Source organism: Clostridium chromiireducens (assembly GCF_002029255.1).
Classification (GTDB): domain Bacteria; phylum Bacillota; class Clostridia; order Clostridiales; family Clostridiaceae; genus Clostridium; species Clostridium chromiireducens.
Window position 1 is genome coordinate 1 of record NZ_MZGT01000083.1, and the last position, 19,056, is coordinate 19,056.

17 protein-coding genes are annotated in these 19,056 nt (G+C 29.4%); 12 read left to right on the top strand and 5 right to left on the bottom strand.

All coding sequences use genetic code 11. The features are described from left to right. Nucleotides 1-73: 73 nt before the first annotated feature. From CLCHR_RS20790 to CLCHR_RS20800, 3 genes are all read left to right on the top strand, one after another. Nucleotides 74-727 (top strand): Dph6-related ATP pyrophosphatase, encoded by a 654-nt coding sequence (locus CLCHR_RS20790; protein WP_079441832.1) that lies wholly within the window; start codon nt 74-76, stop codon nt 725-727. A gap of 119 nt (nt 728-846) precedes the next feature. Then, nucleotides 847-2,346, top strand: coding sequence for a cobyric acid synthase (locus tag CLCHR_RS20795; protein WP_079441833.1), 1,500 nt, complete (start codon nt 847-849; stop codon nt 2,344-2,346). 18 nt (nt 2,347-2,364) lie between these two features. Then, nucleotides 2,365-2,880 carry a hypothetical protein gene (locus CLCHR_RS20800; RefSeq protein ID WP_079441834.1) on the top strand — a complete coding sequence of 172 codons (516 nt, stop codon included), beginning with the start codon at nt 2,365-2,367 and terminating at the stop codon, nt 2,878-2,880. Between the two features lie 202 nt (nt 2,881-3,082). On the opposite strand, the gene ytaF is transcribed toward CLCHR_RS20800, so the two are convergent. Next, complete coding sequence (gene ytaF / locus CLCHR_RS20805; protein ID WP_079441835.1) at nt 3,083-3,709, bottom strand: sporulation membrane protein YtaF; 627 nt, start codon at nt 3,707-3,709, stop codon at nt 3,083-3,085. A 182-nt stretch (nt 3,710-3,891) separates the two neighbouring features. Between ytaF and yidA the strand changes: the two genes are divergently transcribed. Continuing rightward, complete coding sequence (gene yidA, locus CLCHR_RS20810; protein ID WP_079441836.1) at nt 3,892-4,698, top strand: sugar-phosphatase; 807 nt, start codon at nt 3,892-3,894, stop codon at nt 4,696-4,698. A 126-nt stretch (nt 4,699-4,824) separates the two neighbouring features. Further along, nucleotides 4,825-5,937: an HD-GYP domain-containing protein gene (locus CLCHR_RS20815; protein WP_079441837.1), complete on the top strand. Its 1,113-nt coding sequence runs from the start codon at nt 4,825-4,827 to the stop codon at nt 5,935-5,937. Nucleotides 5,938-6,063: 126 nt separating this feature from the next. Here CLCHR_RS20815 and ade read toward each other — a convergent pair whose 3' ends face one another. Together ade and CLCHR_RS20825 are read right to left on the bottom strand one after the other, a co-directional pair. After that, complete coding sequence (gene ade / locus CLCHR_RS20820) at nt 6,064-7,821, bottom strand: adenine deaminase (RefSeq protein WP_079441838.1); 1,758 nt, start codon at nt 7,819-7,821, stop codon at nt 6,064-6,066. Between the two features lie 275 nt (nt 7,822-8,096). After that, the gene (locus tag CLCHR_RS20825; protein ID WP_079441839.1) at nt 8,097-9,155 is read right to left on the bottom strand and encodes a lactonase family protein; all 1,059 of its coding nucleotides are present in this window, start codon (nt 9,153-9,155) and stop codon (nt 8,097-8,099) included. Between the two features lie 186 nt (nt 9,156-9,341). On the opposite strand from CLCHR_RS20825, the gene metA reads away from it, so the two are divergent. Further along, nucleotides 9,342-10,256 carry a homoserine O-acetyltransferase MetA gene (gene metA, locus CLCHR_RS20830; protein WP_079441840.1) on the top strand — a complete coding sequence of 305 codons (915 nt, stop codon included), beginning with the start codon at nt 9,342-9,344 and terminating at the stop codon, nt 10,254-10,256. Nucleotides 10,257-10,400: 144 nt separating this feature from the next. Next, nucleotides 10,401-11,015, top strand: coding sequence for a DUF2238 domain-containing protein (locus CLCHR_RS20835; protein ID WP_079441841.1), 615 nt, complete (start codon nt 10,401-10,403; stop codon nt 11,013-11,015). A gap of 32 nt (nt 11,016-11,047) precedes the next feature. Here the strand turns inward: CLCHR_RS20835 and CLCHR_RS20840 are convergent, their stop codons facing one another. Both CLCHR_RS20840 and CLCHR_RS20845 read right to left on the bottom strand, forming a co-directional pair. Continuing rightward, on the bottom strand, nt 11,048-11,314 hold the full coding sequence (locus CLCHR_RS20840; protein ID WP_079441842.1) for a DUF1294 domain-containing protein: 267 nt from the start codon (nt 11,312-11,314) through the stop codon (nt 11,048-11,050). A gap of 204 nt (nt 11,315-11,518) precedes the next feature. Continuing rightward, nucleotides 11,519-12,160: an undecaprenyl diphosphate synthase family protein gene (locus CLCHR_RS20845; protein WP_079441843.1), complete on the bottom strand. Its 642-nt coding sequence runs from the start codon at nt 12,158-12,160 to the stop codon at nt 11,519-11,521. Between the two features lie 1,013 nt (nt 12,161-13,173). On the opposite strand from CLCHR_RS20845, the gene hemA reads away from it, so the two are divergent. The 5 genes from hemA (at nt 13,174) to hemB (ending at nt 18,932) form a co-directional block, all read left to right on the top strand. Further along, nucleotides 13,174-14,379 carry a glutamyl-tRNA reductase gene (gene hemA, locus CLCHR_RS20850; RefSeq protein ID WP_079441844.1) on the top strand — a complete coding sequence of 402 codons (1,206 nt, stop codon included), beginning with the start codon at nt 13,174-13,176 and terminating at the stop codon, nt 14,377-14,379. Further along, nucleotides 14,337-15,017 (top strand): NAD(P)-dependent oxidoreductase, encoded by a 681-nt coding sequence (locus CLCHR_RS20855; RefSeq protein WP_079441845.1) that lies wholly within the window; start codon nt 14,337-14,339, stop codon nt 15,015-15,017. The genes hemA and CLCHR_RS20855 overlap by 43 nt, the downstream gene beginning before the upstream one ends. Nucleotides 15,018-15,056: 39 nt before the next feature. Continuing rightward, nucleotides 15,057-15,932: a hydroxymethylbilane synthase gene (gene hemC, locus CLCHR_RS20860; RefSeq protein WP_079441846.1), complete on the top strand. Its 876-nt coding sequence runs from the start codon at nt 15,057-15,059 to the stop codon at nt 15,930-15,932. 12 nt (nt 15,933-15,944) lie between these two features. Then, nucleotides 15,945-17,411 (top strand): uroporphyrinogen-III C-methyltransferase, encoded by a 1,467-nt coding sequence (gene cobA / locus CLCHR_RS20865; protein ID WP_079441847.1) that lies wholly within the window; start codon nt 15,945-15,947, stop codon nt 17,409-17,411. 555 nt (nt 17,412-17,966) lie between these two features. After that, nucleotides 17,967-18,932: a porphobilinogen synthase gene (hemB, locus tag CLCHR_RS20870; RefSeq protein WP_079441848.1), complete on the top strand. Its 966-nt coding sequence runs from the start codon at nt 17,967-17,969 to the stop codon at nt 18,930-18,932. The last annotated feature ends 124 nt before the right edge of the window (nt 18,933-19,056 follow it).

The following is a 19,056-nucleotide window of genomic DNA, read 5'->3' on the forward strand; positions in this document are numbered from 1 at the left end:
GTAAATAAAGAGTAATATTAATATCAGGTGGAGAATTTGAACTTAAATAATATTAAAAAAAGAGGTAAGTAATATGAATAAAGGGAAAGTTGTAATATCATTTAGTGGTGGTAAAGATAGTATATTATCTTTATATAGAATGATTAAAAATGGCTATGAAGTAATTGAATTATTAGTTACATTTGATAATCAAAATGATTCTTGCTTTCATAAAATACCTAGGGATATTTTAGAGAAAGTTTCTAAAGAATTAGAAATTCCACTTACAGTAATAGATTGTAGTGGTAATAAGAATTATGAAGAAGAATTTGAAAAAGCATTAAAAGTTTCAAAAGATAAAGGCGCAGAAGTTTGTGTATTTGGAGATATCGATATAGAAGCACATAAAAAATGGTGTTTAGACAGGTGTAATGCGGCAGAAATAAATGGCGTATTTCCTTTGTGGCAAGAAAATAGAGAAAGTTTAACAAATGAATTTATAGATTATGGTTTCAAAGCTGTGATTAAAAAAGTAAATTTAAATGCCTTAGGAATAGAATTTCTTGGGGAAGAGCTAACTAAAGAAGTTGTTAATGAAATAAAAAAATTAGGATGTGATCCAAGTGGAGAAAATGGAGAATATCACACATTAGTGTTTGATGGTCCAATATTTAAACATGGTATCAAATTCGATAAAGTTAATAAAGAAATAGTTGGAGACTTTGGATATTTAACGATAAAAATTTAAAGACTAGAGAACAATTAGCCTCGATAATTTAGAATTTGATTTTCACAAGTAAACATTGGAGACTAAAATTTGAATATTGACAATTAAGTATTATAAATGAATTTGAGAGGGGTAAATAAATGGATAAAAAAAGTATAATGTTTTTAGGTACAGCATCTTCTGTTGGAAAAAGTACTTTAGCCACAGCCCTATGTAGATATTTGAAAAATCAGGGTTTAGATGTAGCTCCTTTTAAGGCATTAAATATTTCATTGAATTCCTATGTGACAAAAGATGGGTTGGAGATGGGAAGAGCACAAGTTGTACAAGCAGAGGCATGTAAAATAGAGCCAGACGCTTTAATGAATCCAGTATTATTAAAACCTAGCGGCGATTATACACAAGTAATAGTAAATGGGAAAGTTTATTGCAAAATTGAGCCTTATAAATATAGGGAATTAAATGAAAATTTAAAAGTACAAGTAAAAGATGCATACTCTAAATTAAGTGAAGGACACGATGTAATTGTATTAGAAGGTTCGGGAAGTTGTGCGGAGATAAATTTAAAAGATAGTGATATTTCTAATATGGCTATGGCTGAATTAGCAAATGCGCCTGTAATTTTGGTCTCAGATATAGATAGAGGTGGAGTTTTTGCATCAATTGTTGGGACTATTCAATTGTTATCGCAAGAAGAGCGTGAGAGAATAAAAGGTGTAATAATAAATAAATTTAGAGGTAATATAGACTTATTTAAACCGGCTATAAAGCAATTAGAGGAAATTATAAATATACCTGTTCTTGGAGTAATGCCTTATGAAAAATTTGATATAGAAGATGAAGATAGTGTAACTGAGAGAATTAGAAACGAAGAGGAAGAAGGAACTCTTGATATTGTTGTAATTAGACTATTACATATGTCTAATTTCACAGATTTTAATGTTCTAGAACGAATTCCAGGTGTAACGGTTAGATATGTTTCAAAACGTAGTGAGTTAAAAAATCCGAATTTGATAATTATCCCAGGTACTAAAAATACAATTGAAGATTTACGATATATAAAGGAAAATAAATTATTTGATAAAATAATAGAACTGAAAGAAAAGGGTACTCCGGTGTTCGGTATATGTGGTGGATACCAGATGCTTGGTACTTTAGTTCTTGATAAATTGGGTGTAGAAGGAAATATTTCTCAGGAAGATGGTTTTGGATTTTTAGATATAAAAACAAGATTCAATGAATCAAAAATTACAAAGCAGACAAAAGCCAGTATATTATGTGACCTTAAATTAATAAGATCTATAGAAGGCAGTACAATAACTGGTTATGAAATTCATAATGGAATAAGTAAGGTGGGCAAAAAGTCACTTCCGTTTATGAAAGATTTGGATGGAAATATTGTGGGGGTATGTGATAACGAGAAAATGGTTGCAGGAACATATCTTCATGGGATTTTTGAATCAGAAGAGTTTATAAGTTCATTTATAGCTTCTCTTAAGGAAAATAGTAATATAAAAATATCAGAAGAAACAATTGTTGAAAAAGTTAATGAGTATAAAGATAATGAATACGACAAGTTATCAAAGTTATTTGAAAAGAATATTGATATTAATAAGCTAAAGGAAATAATTAAGCTTTAGGGGTAGAGGTGAGGATAAATGTTAACAATTACTGAAGAGAAATTATTAAAATATATAGAAGATCGTGCAAGAGCAAATATAAAAGGGAAAACCTTTTATAAAATGACAGATGTGCTTGAGCAAGCGTTCTGGATATCAGAAGAAAAGTCATATGAGGTTTTAAAGAATATAATTGCAAGAAAAAATATAGGAAACTCTAAAGAGGCAATTATAAATGAATATATTGATATGTTGAAAAAAGGGTATGGATCAATACAAGAACAGGTAGAGGTATTCGGCGGAGATAAACTATCAAGCGTAACATATACTGCTGAAATAAGGCTAAAGCAGCATCAAGGTGGCAGTTTCTTCGATGTCCTCAGAGAAGTTTATAAAGTCCCAGAGGAAGAGATTATGGAGTTAACAGAAGAATTTTTGAAGTTTTTAAATTCGCCAATATTTTCATATAGGTTAGAGAAAGAAACGTTTCATAGATTTTTAGAGTCTAATTTGGATGAATTAGATAAACAATTTAATAGATTTGTTAATTTATAAAGTATTATTTTAAATAATAAAGAGCATTCTTATTAAGTGCTATGCAAGTTAATAAAGGCATATGCACCAATAATAAGAGTGCTCTTTATTTTGAGATCTTGTGTATCGAAATTCTCGATAAGTAATTAATGATTTTATTTTTAGCTTTAAATTACTAAGTAACAAAGGGGTATTTTAAAATAATATCTAGTTTCATAAGAATTTATTTTAAAACTCGAAGTATTGCCAATAGTATTAATAGTACGCCTGAAAGCCAAGATAGTTCAAAATGTAACTTTTGAGCAAATTTTCTTCCCAAAAATACACCAAGAGATACGCAGAACATTCCAACGATAAAGCATAATATTAGAACTTGTATATAATTAATGCTACATAAACTAGAGCTAAATCCAACAGCCAGACTATCTAGAGAAAGTGCTAAAGCTAAATAAACAGATTCTTTAACATTTAAGCATTTTGATTTATCAAAGTCAGCTTTAATTTCATCGGCATATACCTGCAATATAAATTGAAAATCAAAGAGTTTAAAAGTTAATGGTTTATCAGATTTTGAACATTTGGTAATATATGACTTAAAAATAAATTCGAATAGTCTATATATTCCAAGTAACATTAAAAGTGAAAATCCAAGATAAATAGGGACGTTACTTGGAAGAAAGCTTTTAAATATAGATCCAACAAATAAAGAACAAGCAAGGGTAAGAGTACATACTAAATTTATTATTATCATTGATAAAGGTGGTATTTTAATTTTAGATGTACCATAAGCCACACTTGCAACAAAGGAATCTATACATAATGAAGATACTAATAATAAAGATTCAAGCATAAATGTTACCTCATAAGTTTTCGATATAATTCATAATATGAAAAAAAAATCTTATTAGTTACAAATTTAGATGATTAATAAAAATTAATAATTTATTAATTGAATTAATTGAAATAAGTAGAAAATAGAGATAAACTATAGAAAAGAATAGCAAACAATAATTACACAATTGGAGGATTTATATGTACAAATTAATTGCATTAGATATGGATGGAACATTACTTACAAGTGATAAAAAAGTATCAGAAAGTAATGAAGCAGCAATAAAGGCGGCAGAGAAAAAAGGAGTTAAGATAGTTTTAGCATCAGGGAGACCATTGGCTGGATTAACTAGATATTTGGAAGAATTAGATTTATTAAAGGGAGATGATTTTGTACTTAGCTTCAATGGAGGTTTAGTTCAAAATACAAAGACTGGAGAAATTGTGTCTAAAGTATCTTTAAAGGGTTCTGACTTAAAATATATATATGAAATAAGTAAAAGTCTTAATATTAATATACATGCTTTTTCTGCTAAGGAAGGATTAATAGCTCCAAAAGCTAGTCAATATACTGAATATGAGGCTACATTAAACGGAATTGATTTTACTATAAAGGATTTTAGTGAAGTTGATGATGATGAAGATATAATAAAGGTTATGATGATAGATCCACAGGAAATGCTAGATCCTGCAATAGAAAAATTGCCTAATGAAGTATATGAAAAATACAGTGTATTTAAAAGCGCTCCATTTTTCTTGGAATTTACCAATAAAGAAGTTGATAAAGGTCTTGGACTAAAAAGGCTTGGAGAGCATCTTGGTATTAAACAAGAGGAAATAATAGCTTGTGGAGATGCAGGAAATGATTTATCTATGGTTAAGTATGCAGGACTTGGTGTTGCGATGGGTAATGCAACTGATGAAGTTAAAGAGGCTGCGGAATTTATTACTTCTTCAAATGATGAAGACGGAATAGCTCTTGTAATAGAGAAATTTATATTATATTAAATGAATCAGTAGAGTAATTTAAATTCTAAATATTATTTAAATAAACTATAATAAGGGATTGAGCCACATAATAAATAATTATAAGGGGAATGGGAGATACTATAGCAATTAGGGGGGATATACGCTATGAGGTTAGTCCCGATTGAAAATGTAAAACCAAATACAGTGCTTGGTAAATCCCTATATGATGTAGACGGTAGGATATTACTAAGAGCAGGAGTAGTTTTAAGAGAAAATACAATTGCGAAAATTAAACAAATAAATATTTTATCCATATATATTGTTGATAAGTATAGTGATGAAGAAATTGAAGATATAATTAAACCAGAATTGAGACAAAAGGCAATTATAACAATAAAAGAAGCCTTTTCTAATATTGGAAGACTTAATGGAAAGAACGCAGTACGGGATAGAGAAAGTGATTATACATGGCAGGAACAAAGTTATTTTTATAATATAGGTAAAATGGCTGTGAGTATAATAGATGATATACTAAATCGTAAAGATGTAATGCTTGCATTAGTTGATATTCGAAGTATGAATAATTATACTTATTCACATTGTGTAAATGTTGCCGTAATTTCACTCACATTAGGTATAGCATTTCAATTACCAAAAAAGAAATTAGAGGCTCTTTGTATTGGAGCTTTAATCCATGATATTGGTAAATCGCTTTTACCAAAAGAAATTTTAGACAAACAAGGTGACTTAAGTGATGAGGATAAAGAAATAGTGAAGCAGCATCCAAGGCTTGGATATAAGTATTTATCAAGCACTTATAATATAAATAGTTTAAGTAAGCTTATAGTTCTTCAACATCATGAAAGACCTGATGGAAATGGATATCCCGATGGGCTAGACAAAGATAATATTGTTGATCTAAGTAACATAGTAAGCATTGCAAATATCTATGATAATTTATCAACAGATTTACCGAGTAAAAGAGCAATGTTTCCAAGTGATGTTTTAGAATTTCTGATGTCAAATGCAGGGACAATGTTTGATTATAATATTGTTAATACTTTTTGTAGGATAGTAATTCCATATCCCAAAGGGACTATCGTAGAAATCAGCACTGGGGAGACTGCAATAGTTGAAGAAACAGTGCCAGGTTTTCCGTTAAGGCCGACTTTAAAGATAATTGAAAGTAATAGGGTTAGCAGAATAAACGAAAAAGTTGAACTTATTAAAGAGATATCAATTGTAATTACAAAAGTTAAATACGAATTTCAAGCATAAAGATATAGAAATAAACAGCATGTTTTTATTAAAGTTCTTAGGAATTAAAATTTTTGAATTCCTGGAATGACAATAAAAACATGCTGCCTTATTTTTTAGTATTATATTTTAATGTAGTAATTATTATTATTCACAAATATCTATAAATTTAAAATTAATAACATCAAATAATCCCCTATCAGTAATTTTTAAATCAGGAATTACCGGCAATGATAAGAATGAGAGTGTTAAAAATGGATTGAAATTAATATCAGGTGCTATTAGTTTAATAGCTAAGTGAAGTTTTTCTAATTCATTTTCAATTTCTGTATATTTTCTGTTAGTCATAAGACCACCAATTTCTAGTTGAATATGTGCAAGCACTTTTTCGTTTTTAACCACTATTATTCCACCGTGCATTTTTTCAAGTTCCTTAGCAGAAAATAACATATCTTTATCATTTGTTCCAGCAAGAATCAGATTATGTGAATCGTGGGCAATTGTAGTTCCTACAGCACCTTCTTTAATTCCAAGTCCTTTTAATATTCCAAGTCCTATATTGCCTGATGCTTTATGTCTTTCAATAACAGCAATTTTTATTAAATCATCCCTAAGTGAACAGTGAAAAGATTCAGAATTATTATTTTTTAATGAATCAATATCTGAAATATTAAGCTTTAAATGAATGCTCTCTAATTTATTTGGAATTATTTCGATAATATTAAGTTTACTATAATCTTTATTAATTCTGATATTAAAGCTGCTCTCATCTAACTTAGGAAGGTTTATAGTGTTTTTATAAATAATGCTAGAAGGTGATACTGCAGTTTTTATATTAATCAATTTATTATCATTCACAACTAGTTTACCATCTTTGTATACGCTGGATATATTAAATTCCTCTAAATCATCTAGTATAATAAAATCAGCAATATATCCAGGTGCAATTGCTCCTTTATTATTAAGCCTGTATAAATTAGAAGGATTAATAGTTGCCATTTGAATAGCTGTTTCAGGTTTTAAGCCAGTTTGTACTGCATAAACTATAGAACTGTTAATTGATCCATTATGAGCTATATCATCAATGTGTTTATCGTCGGTACATAAGCAAAATCTACTGCTATTTCCTTCATTAACTGCTGGTAGTAATTCCTTTAAATTTTTAGCAACACTGCCTTCGCGAATTAAAACATACATTCCACGTCTGACCTTGTCTATAGCTTCTTCTGAGTTATTACATTCATGATCAGTTAGAATATTGGCACTTCTATAGGTATTTGTCATCATAGAATTAAAGCCTGCACTATGTCCATCGATAACTTTATTACAATTTATAGCATCTAAAAGTTTATCAACCATATTATCTTTGCAATCTGATACTGCCGGATAATCCATAACTTCAGCCAAACCTAAAACTTTATCATTTAAATAAAAGTCTTTTAGATCTTTAGATAACAAGGTTGCGCCAGAACTCTCGAAACTAGTACCAGGAACACAAGAAGGAAGCATAAAGTATACATCAAAAGGAATTTCTTTTGACGAATCGAGCATAAAGTTTATACCATCAGTTCCCATAACATTTGAGATTTCATGAGGGTCTGTAATTACAGAAGTAATCCCATTTAATAAGGCTAGTTTATAATATTCGCTTGGGGGAACTAAACTTGATTCTATATGACAATGTGAATCGATAAGTCCGGGACAAATATATTTATTTGTGCCATCTATAACTTGATATCCATCGTAGTCTCCAATACCAACTATATAGCCATCTTTAACACCAACACTATCTACAAATTTATCTTTATTAAAAACGTCAATAATAGTTACGTTTTTTATCACTAAATCACACTTTATACTTTTGTTTGATGCTTTGATATGATTTATTAATGTTTGTTTATCCAAAATAATGTCCTCCTTTTCTGCAGTTATAATTAGATATGTATAGGAATATCCGCAAAAATATATTTTCTTATTATAATTTAATATAGTTAATTTTGTCAAAGTCAGAAAAGGTTTAACTAAAAATAAATATTCTTATTAAATATAGTATTATATATAGGATAAACTTATGATAAATAAATATTATTATTATATGGAATTTATTTTTTAAAACAACAAAATTTTTGTTTGCTTATATACAAAAAGATGGATATCATTGATACCCATCTCAATATTTTTTAAATAAATTCTATACATGTAGGTGTTGGAATAGAACAAGAGTTAACAAATGCCAAAGTTCCTAATGACGGATCAATAGAAAAGATAGAAATATTATCAGTATTTTCATTGGCACAAAGCAAAAATCTACCTGTAGGATCTATCTGAAAGTCTCTTGGAGAGATTCCTTCACAAGAGAAACTATCTACAAAAGTTAAAGTTCCATCTAATTCGTTTATTATAAATAAACTTAAGGAATTATTACCTCTGTCTGAGGTATATAAGAACTTATTATTCTCATGAATACGTATTGCAGCACCAGATTTTTCGCCTTTATATTTCTGATGTAGGCTGCTTAGTGTTTGAATATTATCAAAAGGGACTTTAGAGGTTGGAGTATATTTAAAAACAAAAATTTCAGAAGTTAATTCGCTCAGAACATAATAAAAAGGTGCTGTTTTTAAATAAGTTAGATGCCTTGGACCACTTCCGGCAGGGAAAGAGAAACTAATATCATCCCTTTGAATAAGGTTATTTTCTTCTAATGTATAAACCATCATTTTATCAATACCTAAATCAATCGATAAAATATATTTTTCATCTGCAGTAAACATGGAACAATGAATATGAGGTTTTTCTTGTCTTGAAGGGTTCATGCTAGATCCACTGTGGCTTCCAATCATAGGAGAATTTAATATTAAGCCATCTTGAGTTTTATAAACTATCATCTTGTTTTCGTGGTAGTTTGATGAGATCAGCATTTGCTTGTTGTTGCCTATATTTACATGACAAGGAGGTTTCTCCTCTGAAAGATTGTTATTAATAAGATGAAGATCAGTTTGTTCACTTAAATATTTGAAGGAAGAGACACCAGCTTTTTCATTGATTTTGCATGTAGAATAAATAATCTGATTTTCTTTATCAGCGATCAAATAAGTGGGATTTTCAATTTCATAAGCTAAATTTACTTCTTCAATATTTCCAGATTCTATATTAAAATTAAACGTATAAATACCTTTACTCTTATTCTTAGTATAAGTACCTACAAAGCCTGTCATAACATTTTCTTTTTTTATCATTAAAGTATCCTCCTTTTGTTCACATATATTAATTAGTATAGCATAAATATAATTCAAAGACTTGATGAAAAGATATTCGTCATATTTTATTGATAAGGTATAGATTTTTGATATAATAATAATTATACACAAAAAATTTAATAACTATTTCAAAGAAGAAATACTAAAATTGGGGGGAATTAAAGGATGCCAATAAAAATTCCAATAGAATTACCAGCATTTCAGGTTTTATCTAATGAAAATATATTCATAATGAATGAAGAGAGGGCTAATAATCAAGATATAAGGCCATTAAAAATTGCAATTCTTAATTTAATGCCTAAAAAAATAGTGACAGAAAATCAATTATTAAGATATTTATCTAATACACCATTACAAGTAGAAATAAAACTAATTCAAACTAAGAGTTATACTTCTCAGAATACACCATCAGAACATTTAGACAAGTTTTACAGTTATTTTGATGATATAAAGCACGAAAAATTTGACGGTCTTCTAATAACTGGAGCTCCGGTTGAACAAATGTCTTTCGAGGAGGTTACATATTGGAAGGAACTAACAGAAATAATGGAATGGAGTAAAACGCACGTATTTTCAACATTCTACATTTGCTGGGGAGCTCAGGCAGGTTTGTATTATCACTATAACATACCTAAATATATGCTTAAAGAAAAAATGTTTGGAGTATTTTCACACTGGGTAAATGATGAGAAAGCGGATTTAACGAGAGGATTAGATGATGTGTTTTATGCGCCTCATTCTAGACATACTGAAGTTAAGCGTGAAGATATAGAAAGGGTTCCAGAACTTGAAATCTTATCTGAATCTGAAGAAGCTGGCATATTTATTGTAGCTACAAAAGATAGAAGAAATGTATTTGTAACTGGACATATGGAATATGATAGAAATACATTAATGGACGAGTATATAAGAGATAAGGAAAAAGGCGATGAAATAGCCATACCTAAAAACTATTTTAGAAATGATGATGTAAATCAAAAACCACTCTATATATGGAGAGGACCTGCTAGCATAGTTTTTGGAAACTGGTTAAATTATTGTGTATACCAAAATACACCTTTTGATCTTAATACACTTTAAAAAATTTGTATGTAAATATTATTATATGTATATATTTAATAATATAATAAAAGAGCGAGTATTTTATGATTAGATTATAAAAAGAATAAAGTGCTCGCTCTTTTCATATCAGTTTTGCAGAAGTCATAGTTGAGGAGGATACTAATGAAAGGAAAAAAAGTTCATTTAATGTTGCTGATTAGTATAATTATTATCTTAATTATTTCAGGAATAAATCCGTATGATAGATTTACATGGTTTTTAGAAGTCTTTCCAGCAATAATAGGAATTACGGCTTTAGTGCTTACTTATAATAAATTCATGTTTACTAACTTAGTTTATATTCTGGTTTGGTTTCATGCAGTTATATTAATAGTAGGCGGTCATTATACTTATGCAGAAATGCCTTTATTTAACTGGATAAAGGATACTTTTGAATTAAGTAGAAATTATTACGATAGGCTAGGGCATTTTGCACAAGGGTTTATACCAGCAATAGTTATTAGAGAAATTCTTATGAAGAATAAAATTGTTAAAAATAATGCATGGGTAAATTTTATTACAATATCAATTTGCCTTGCAATAAGTGCTTCATATGAAATAGTGGAATTCGCTGTGGCAAGAATTACTGGCGAAAGCGCGACCGCTTTTTTAGGAACACAGGGAGATGTTTGGGATACTCAGTGGGATATGGTTTTAGCACTCTTAGGTTCAATTTTTTCAGTGTTAACATTAGGAAAATATCATGGAAATTTATTAGATAATAAAGATTTCAATTGAGAAAATACTTCTAATATTAACACATGAATTGTTTAATATTTTAAATATAATATGCTTAGAGAAATTTGAATAAGAAGTATAAGTGGAATTCCAATTGTAAACTTCTTGTGCTTTGTTTTATGTCTAAAGGTAGACATTCCAATCAGCATACCAATGGAGCCACCTAAAATAGAAATGCTCATAAGAGTTTTCTCAGATATTCTCCATTCCTTATGGACAGCTCTTTGTTTATCTATTAGCATAATTAAAAAGCCTCCTAAATTAATAATCAGTAAATATATTAAAACATATTTAATCATAATATTATGTTTCCTCCTTGCTTACTTTTGTAATCTCTATGACTGAGCATGTCCTTAATCATAATATTATGATAGCAGATTTATAATTAATTACAAAGTACAAAGATAATTCGTAAAAATTTACTGGTTGCAAGTTAGTATAGAAATCTCCAAAAAATAATAAATAGATTGGAATTTTACCAATCTATTTATTTGAACATTATATTAACCACCTAAAGTTACATCTTGTTCGTCATACCAAGAAAGTGCATCATAAAAATCTTGTTTTTTAAAATCAGGCCAATAATTATCTAAAATATAAAAATCTGAATAAACAGATTGAACTGGTAATAAACCACTTAATCGTCTTCTTCCACCCCATCTTATAATAAGATCAATTCTTGATATATCCTTTGAATGCAAATATGGTTGGATATGTTTCTTAGAAGCATCACTATGTTTTAATAAATTTAAATCCCATTCCCAACCATAATTAATTAGAAAATTTGCCTTGATTCCGCCAGTACCAAATTTTTTCCTTGTTGTAAAAGGTATTAATTCCTCCGGAAAGCAGTTTGAGTCTGTATTTCCTAAGACTAATATTTCACAATTTTCTTTAGTTAAAAGCATAACGGAATCAATACAAGCTTTTGTAAAAGCGATTTTTTGTTCACTTGGACGTTTTGTATTATCTATTGTAAATCCATAAAAGGTTACTTCCTGTACATTTTCCTTCTGGCACAATTTAAAAACTTCAAGTCCTGGATTTATTCCATGATCATAGCCCCTATCTTTACTCAATGAATTCGATAAAGCCCAACGTCTATTGCCATCAGGAATAATACCTATATGTTTTGGTATTCGCATAATTATATTCACCTCTTAAATTAATGTTACATTATAAGAGTATAACCAATTAATGTTAATTAATACATACTTAAAGGTATTGCGAAGAACTTAAAGTGAGGCAATGAACAACCGAAATAGAATACATATATGTTCCGCAGGGCTGTGAAAAATTTCGCTAGGAATATCTAAATAGAAAGTTGCACCACTTCTGCATGTTCCTGTGACAAGCACAGGACAAGCAAAAGGTGGAACAACTTCCCATTAAGATATTTCAGAGCTTATTTTTCAATGCCTGCTTCACATATATGTATTCTCTTTCTTTGTTTTGCTATCACTTTAGGCTTTTTACCAATAACTATTTTAGAAAAACGGATCATAGTAGTTCATCATTAAAGGTATTGCTGTCACAGAAATATAAAAATACTTGCATGAATATAGTCTTACTTTAAGTTTCTGATAAATAAAGAAATGGAATATATGTTTTTACGAAGCGTTCATTAGAAGATTTTGCTGGCTATGATTCTTAGAATATAAGTTGTTCCAAATGTGCTTGTTCAAAGCAAAGTCTTTGAAGCAAGCACTTTGGGTACAACTTATATTCTTAGAATCATCCAGTAAAATCTTCAAGGAACCGGAGTAAACACATATATTCCATTTCGGTTATTTAGCAGTAAACTTAAAAATTCATAAGACTGCAAGTATTCTTATCTTTCAGTTGTTAACAATACCTTTAGTGTAACATAAAATTAGAAATTTTTGGAAATAAAAAAACCTAAGCACTGAGATTAGGGGTTCTCGTACTTAGGTTTTGTCATTTTTAGTTAAATGACTTTATCATTTAATAAGGGGTAAATAATAATTAACTACTTTATGTTTTTATTATAATATCCCAATGTGTCAATAATATGTCAGAGAATAAAAAACTATACTTTTTAAGAATTAATTTTGAATTAGATGTTTTTTGTGTAATAATAGTATATATTAAAATATTATTAGGATAAAGTAGAAGGAAACTTGTGAGGTGACAATACGTGATAGGCTTATTGGGGATTAGAAAAAATACTCCTCTGGAGATTAGAGAGAAGTTTATAATAAAACCTAAAAAACATAGGGAATATATGAATGAGCTGCTTAAGGATTTAAATGAGGTAGTGATTTTAGCAACATGTAATAGAACAGAAATTTATTTTAATGCTTCTTTTAATAAAGAAGAATTATTAAAAAAGATTTTTGATACTTTTAATTGGGATTATGAATATAGGAGTTATATTTTTATAACTAGTGATGAAGACGTATATAGGCATTTGTTTGAAGTATGCGCTGGATTTCATTCGAAAATATTAGGAGAAGATCAAATTTTAGGACAAATTAAAGATGCTTATGAAGAAGCTTTAAGTATAAAGGCTGTTTCTCAAGAATTACACAGGTTATTTCAAGAAGCAGTTACTTGCGGAAAAAGATTTAGAAAAGAAGCTAAATTATATGAAATTCCGGTATCATCAGCTTCGATTGTAGTGAATGAAGCTATTACTCATGGATGCAGTAGATTTATGCTTTTAGGCTATGGGGAAGTAGGGCAGCTTGTCATGAAATACCTAATATCTAATAATATAGATGTTGTGTATTTGATTGTGAGGAACAGTAAAATAAGTGATGAGATTCATGACGAAAGAGTCAAAGTAATTAGCTTCGAAGAAAAGAATCAATATATTGATGAAGTTGAATGCATTATAAGCTGTACGTCAGCACCACACCCTGTTGTAAAAAGAGATGATATTAATGAAGGTGGAGATAGACTCGTAATATATGATTTATCAGTCCCTAGAGATGTTGAAAAGGAAGTCGCATTAATTGAAAGGACAGAAGTGTACAATATTGACACTATAAGTCGTATAGATGATGAGAATAAAAAGCTTCGAAAAGAAAAAATGGAAGAGCATAGATATATTATGACAAAGTATATGAATGAATATAAAGAGTGGCTTAAATTAAGAAGTATTTCTCCTACTATTAAGAGGCTAAAATCCTTAGGTAATGAGGTTTATCAAAACAGAATAGAAACTTTTGAACATAAAAGCAATAGTGAGAAAGATATTGCTTTAGCACGCAAATTGATTAAAAGTACATCTGACTTTTACATAAATAGAGCCATTGAAGTTATTAAAGAAGAAACTTTAAAGGGATGTGGTGATGAATGGATAAAGATAATAGAAAAGATATTTATGACGAAGGAATAGAATATTCATATATTTCCTTGATATCTAAAAAAGTTAGGGTTGGAATAATTGGAGGAGGAAAAGCTGGCACAATAAAAACAAAACATTTTGTAAATAATAAGTGCTATGTAGAAGTACTTTCAAAGGAGTTTGATGAAGAAATAATTAAACTTGCAAATTCTTTTAAAGAAAGCCTTAATCTTATAAATGAAGAATTTAGTTATGATTTTTTAAGAGATAAGCACTTAATAGTTATAGCAGTCAATGATGAGGTTTTAAAAATAAAAATACGAGATTATTGTGAGGAAAATTATAAAATATATATAGATTCATCAAATTTTAAGGATGGAATGGGAGTTGTTCCAATCCAAAGGAAGACAGAAAATATAACGTTTGCCTTAAACACTAAACAAGGCAATCCCAAAGGGGCAATTATCCTTGCGAGCAAAATAAAAAATATAATTGAAGAGTATGATGACTTTATCAAATTTATTGGAATAATACGCAATAAAGCAAAAAGACTTCCAGAGTATAAAAATGATATAATAGAACTTACTAGTAATGATAATTTTAAAAAGTTTTTTGATGAGGGAAAAGGTGAAAATGTATTAAGAGAAAAATTCCCAAAGGAAATTGTAGATTATCTTCTTGAATTGTAAAGCAAATGTACATAACACGCGTGGAGGTATTAAAGATTAATGAATAATTTGATTATTGCAACAAGAAAAAGTAAATTAGCACAGACTCAGACAGAAATAATAATGAAAAGTTTAAAAGAGAGATTTGATATAGATAGCGAAAAACTACTTATAGTTACCGAAGGGGATAGAAAGCTAGATGTTTCTTTAGCTAAGATTGGAGGTAAAGGGTTATTTGTAAAAGATATAGAAGTTGCACTTTTAGAAAAAAGAGCGGATGGCGCTGTTCATAGTATGAAGGATGTACCTTATGAGTTGAGTTCTGAATTTGAAATAGCAGCAATAACAGAGAGAGAAGATATAAGAGATGTATTGATCTCTAAAGATAACATCCCGTTTAAAGAACTTAGAAAAGGTGCAATTATTGGAACTAGCAGTATAAGAAGAGCTTGTCAGCTAAAACTTTTAAGAAATGATTTAGAGATAGTTTCAATTAGAGGAAATGTCCAAACTAGATTGGAGAAAATGAAGAGTCAGAATTTAGATGGTATTATACTAGCTTCTGCTGGACTGAAAAGACTAAATGAAGAAGCTATAATTACAGAGTATTTTGATCCTAAAGTATTTATACCGGCAGTTGCTCAAGGTGCACTGGGTATTGAATGCCTGAAAACTAGTGATGCTAAAAAGTATTTTAAAAAGCTAGAAGATTCAAACGCCAAACTAACGGTTGAAGCTGAAAGAACCTTTATGAGAATGCTAAACGGTGATTGTCACAGCCTTATTGGAGCATATTCGGAAATTCAGGGTGATGATTTATATATGATTGGGATATATGACATAGGTGGAAGAATAGTTAAAAAAGATATTTTAGGAAATAAAGAAGATCATATCGAACTTGGAAGAAAATTAGCTAATAAGATATTAGAGATATAGGAGAATTGGAATATGAGTAAAGTATATATAATAGGAACAGGTCCTGGAGACGAAGAATTATTAACATTAAAAGCTGTTAAGGTATTAAAAAAATGTACAGCTGTCCTTTATGATAGATTAGTTTCAAATAATATATTGAATTACTTGAATGAAAACTGTGAAGTCTATTATTGTGGAAAAGAACCAGGAGCTCATTCAAAAACACAGGAAGAAATTAATGAGCTTTTAGTTAAACTTGCAAAGGAAGGACATATAGTTGGAAGAATTAAAGGTGGAGACCCATATGTTTTTGGAAGAGGTGGAGAGGAAGTATTAGCTTTAGTCCATGAAAATATAGATTTTGAGGTGATACCAGGAGTGACATCTCCTATTGCTGCTTTAAATTATGCAGGAATCCCAATAACTCATAGAAAGATAGCCCAAAGCTTTCATGTTGTTACAGGTAAATCAGCACAAGATTTAAATGTAAACTTCAAGGCTTTAGCGGAGGAAGAAGGCACATTAGTATTTATGATGGGATTAAGCAATTTAGATAATATAGTGAGTGAGCTCATTAAGAATGGAAAAAATTCAGATGTTCCATGCGGAGTGGTGATGAGGGGAACTTCAGCTAAACAAAAAAAGGTAATAGGAACTTTAGAGAACATTTCACAAAAAGTAAAGGAAGCTAATTTACAATCTCCATGTATAATTGTTGTTGGCGAGGTTGTAAACCTAAGTAAAGAATTAAACTGGTATGAAAATAAACCTTTGTTTGGAAAAAATATATGCATTACAAGGTCGCGAAGACAATCTGAGAATTTAAAGAATAAGTTGGTTGAGCTAGGTGCTGAAGTTACAAGTTTTAATTCAATAGAAATAAAGAATACTTCTGAAAACTTAGATAATTACATAGACAACATAGAAAACTATAATCATATTGTGTTTACATCAGTAAATAGTGTTGAAATATTTTTTGATTATCTTATTAAAAAAGACTATGATGTAAGAAGAATTAAAGCAAAAGTTTCTGCAATAGGAGCTGCAACTGCAAGCGCTTTAAAGCAAAGGGGAATTATTTGTTTTGCAAAAGCTAAAGAATTTGTTGGAGAAGGGTTAGTAAGTATACTAAAGCCTCATTTAATGGAAAACGAAACTTTACTTTTGCCATGTTCAGCAAAAAGCAGGAAATATATTTATGAAGAGCTTACAAATTGTGGAGTAAGTGTAGATAAAGTCTACATATATGATACGGTTTGTGGAGCAATAGTTAACAAAAGATCTTTTGATGAAGTTGATATGGTGTTTTTTACAAGCCCATCAACGGTTGAAAATATGGTAGAAATGCTTGGAATAGAAGAAATTAAGAAAAAACAGGTTATAGCTATAGGACCAAAAACAAATGAACCTATAGAGAAATTAGGAATAAAAGCATTTGTATGCAAGGAACACTCAGAAGAAGGATTTTTAAAAGAAATCGTGGCTCTTTGCACACATTAAGAATGTTGTGTAGAGCTTAAAGTGATGAGGTAACAACCGAAATATAAAAATACTTACAGTCTCATGAAAAATTTAGTTTACAGCTAAAAACCGAAATGGAATATATGTGTTTGCTCCGGTTCTCTGAAGAGTTTGCCGGATGATTCTAAGAATATAAGTTGTGCCCAAAGTGCTTGCTTCAAAGACACAGCTTTGAACAAGCACATTTGGAACAACTTATATTCTAAGAATCATGGCCAGCAGACTCTTCTGATGAAAACTCCGCAAAAACATATATTCCATTTCTGATTTAGTGTAAATTTAAAGTAAAGCGCATTTAGACAAGTATTTTTATATTTCCTAGTTTATCAATACTTTTAATGGAGTATATTTACAATATCTTATACAGTTTATATGCTTAAAATACAAAAGACATAAATATTTAAGAAGGCTTTAGTGAAATACTTAAAGTGATGGCAAAACAAAGAAATAGAATACATATATGTATTCTATTTCGGTTGGTTACGACTCACTTTGAGTGTTTCACAATATTCATAAAAAATGGAGGTATTTATTGTGATTAAAAGAGGTAGAAGACTTAGAGTTAATGCTGCCATTCGAGATATGGTTAGAGAAATAACTTTAGATTCAAAGGATTTTATTTATCCTATTTTCGTTGTTGAAGGAAAAAATATAAAAAATGAAATATCATCATTGCCTGGAGTTTATCATTATTCGGTAGACAAATTGTTTGAAGTAGTTGAGGAAGTTAGAGAAGCAGATATTTCTGGAATACTTCTTTTTGGAATACCAGATCATAAAGATGAATGTGGTTCTGAAAGCTATAATGATGATGGAATTGTTCAACAAGCAATAAGAGAAATAAAGAAACTTGATAAAGATTTACTTATTATCACTGATGTATGTATGTGTGAATATACTTCTCATGGGCATTGTGGAATAATTCATGATGAATATGTAGATAATGATGAAACTTTACAATATTTAAATAAGATAGCAGTATCTCATGCAAAAGCTGGTGCAGATATTATAGCGCCTTCTGACATGATGGATGGAAGAATTGAATCATTAAGGCAGGCTTTAGATAAGAGCAATTTTAAAAATGTTAGTATAATGAGCTATTCAGCTAAGTACTGCTCAGCTTATTATGGACCATTTAGAGATGCTGCAAACTCAGCACCGCAATTCGGAGATAGAAAGACATATCAAATGGATCCAGGAAATAGAATGGAAGCTATTCGTGAAACTCAAATGGATATAGAAGAGGGCGCAGATTTTATAATGGTTAAGCCAGCTCTTTCATATCTAGATATAATTAGAGATTGCAGGGAAAATTTTAACTTACCTCTTGTTGCATATAATGTGAGTGGAGAGTATGCTATGATTAAGGCGGCTGGAAAGCTTGGAGTTATTGATGAAGAAAAAGTAATGATGGAAACTTTAACTTCTATTAAGAGAGCTGGAGCTGATATAATTATTACTTACCATGCTTTAGAGGCGGCAAAAATTTTAAATAGATAACAATTTAAATATATAAGTAGATAGCAATATAAATATTTAAATAGATAACAATATAAATATTTATATATAAAAAAATATAACTATAAAACAATAAAAATATGAATATATATAAATATTTATAGAT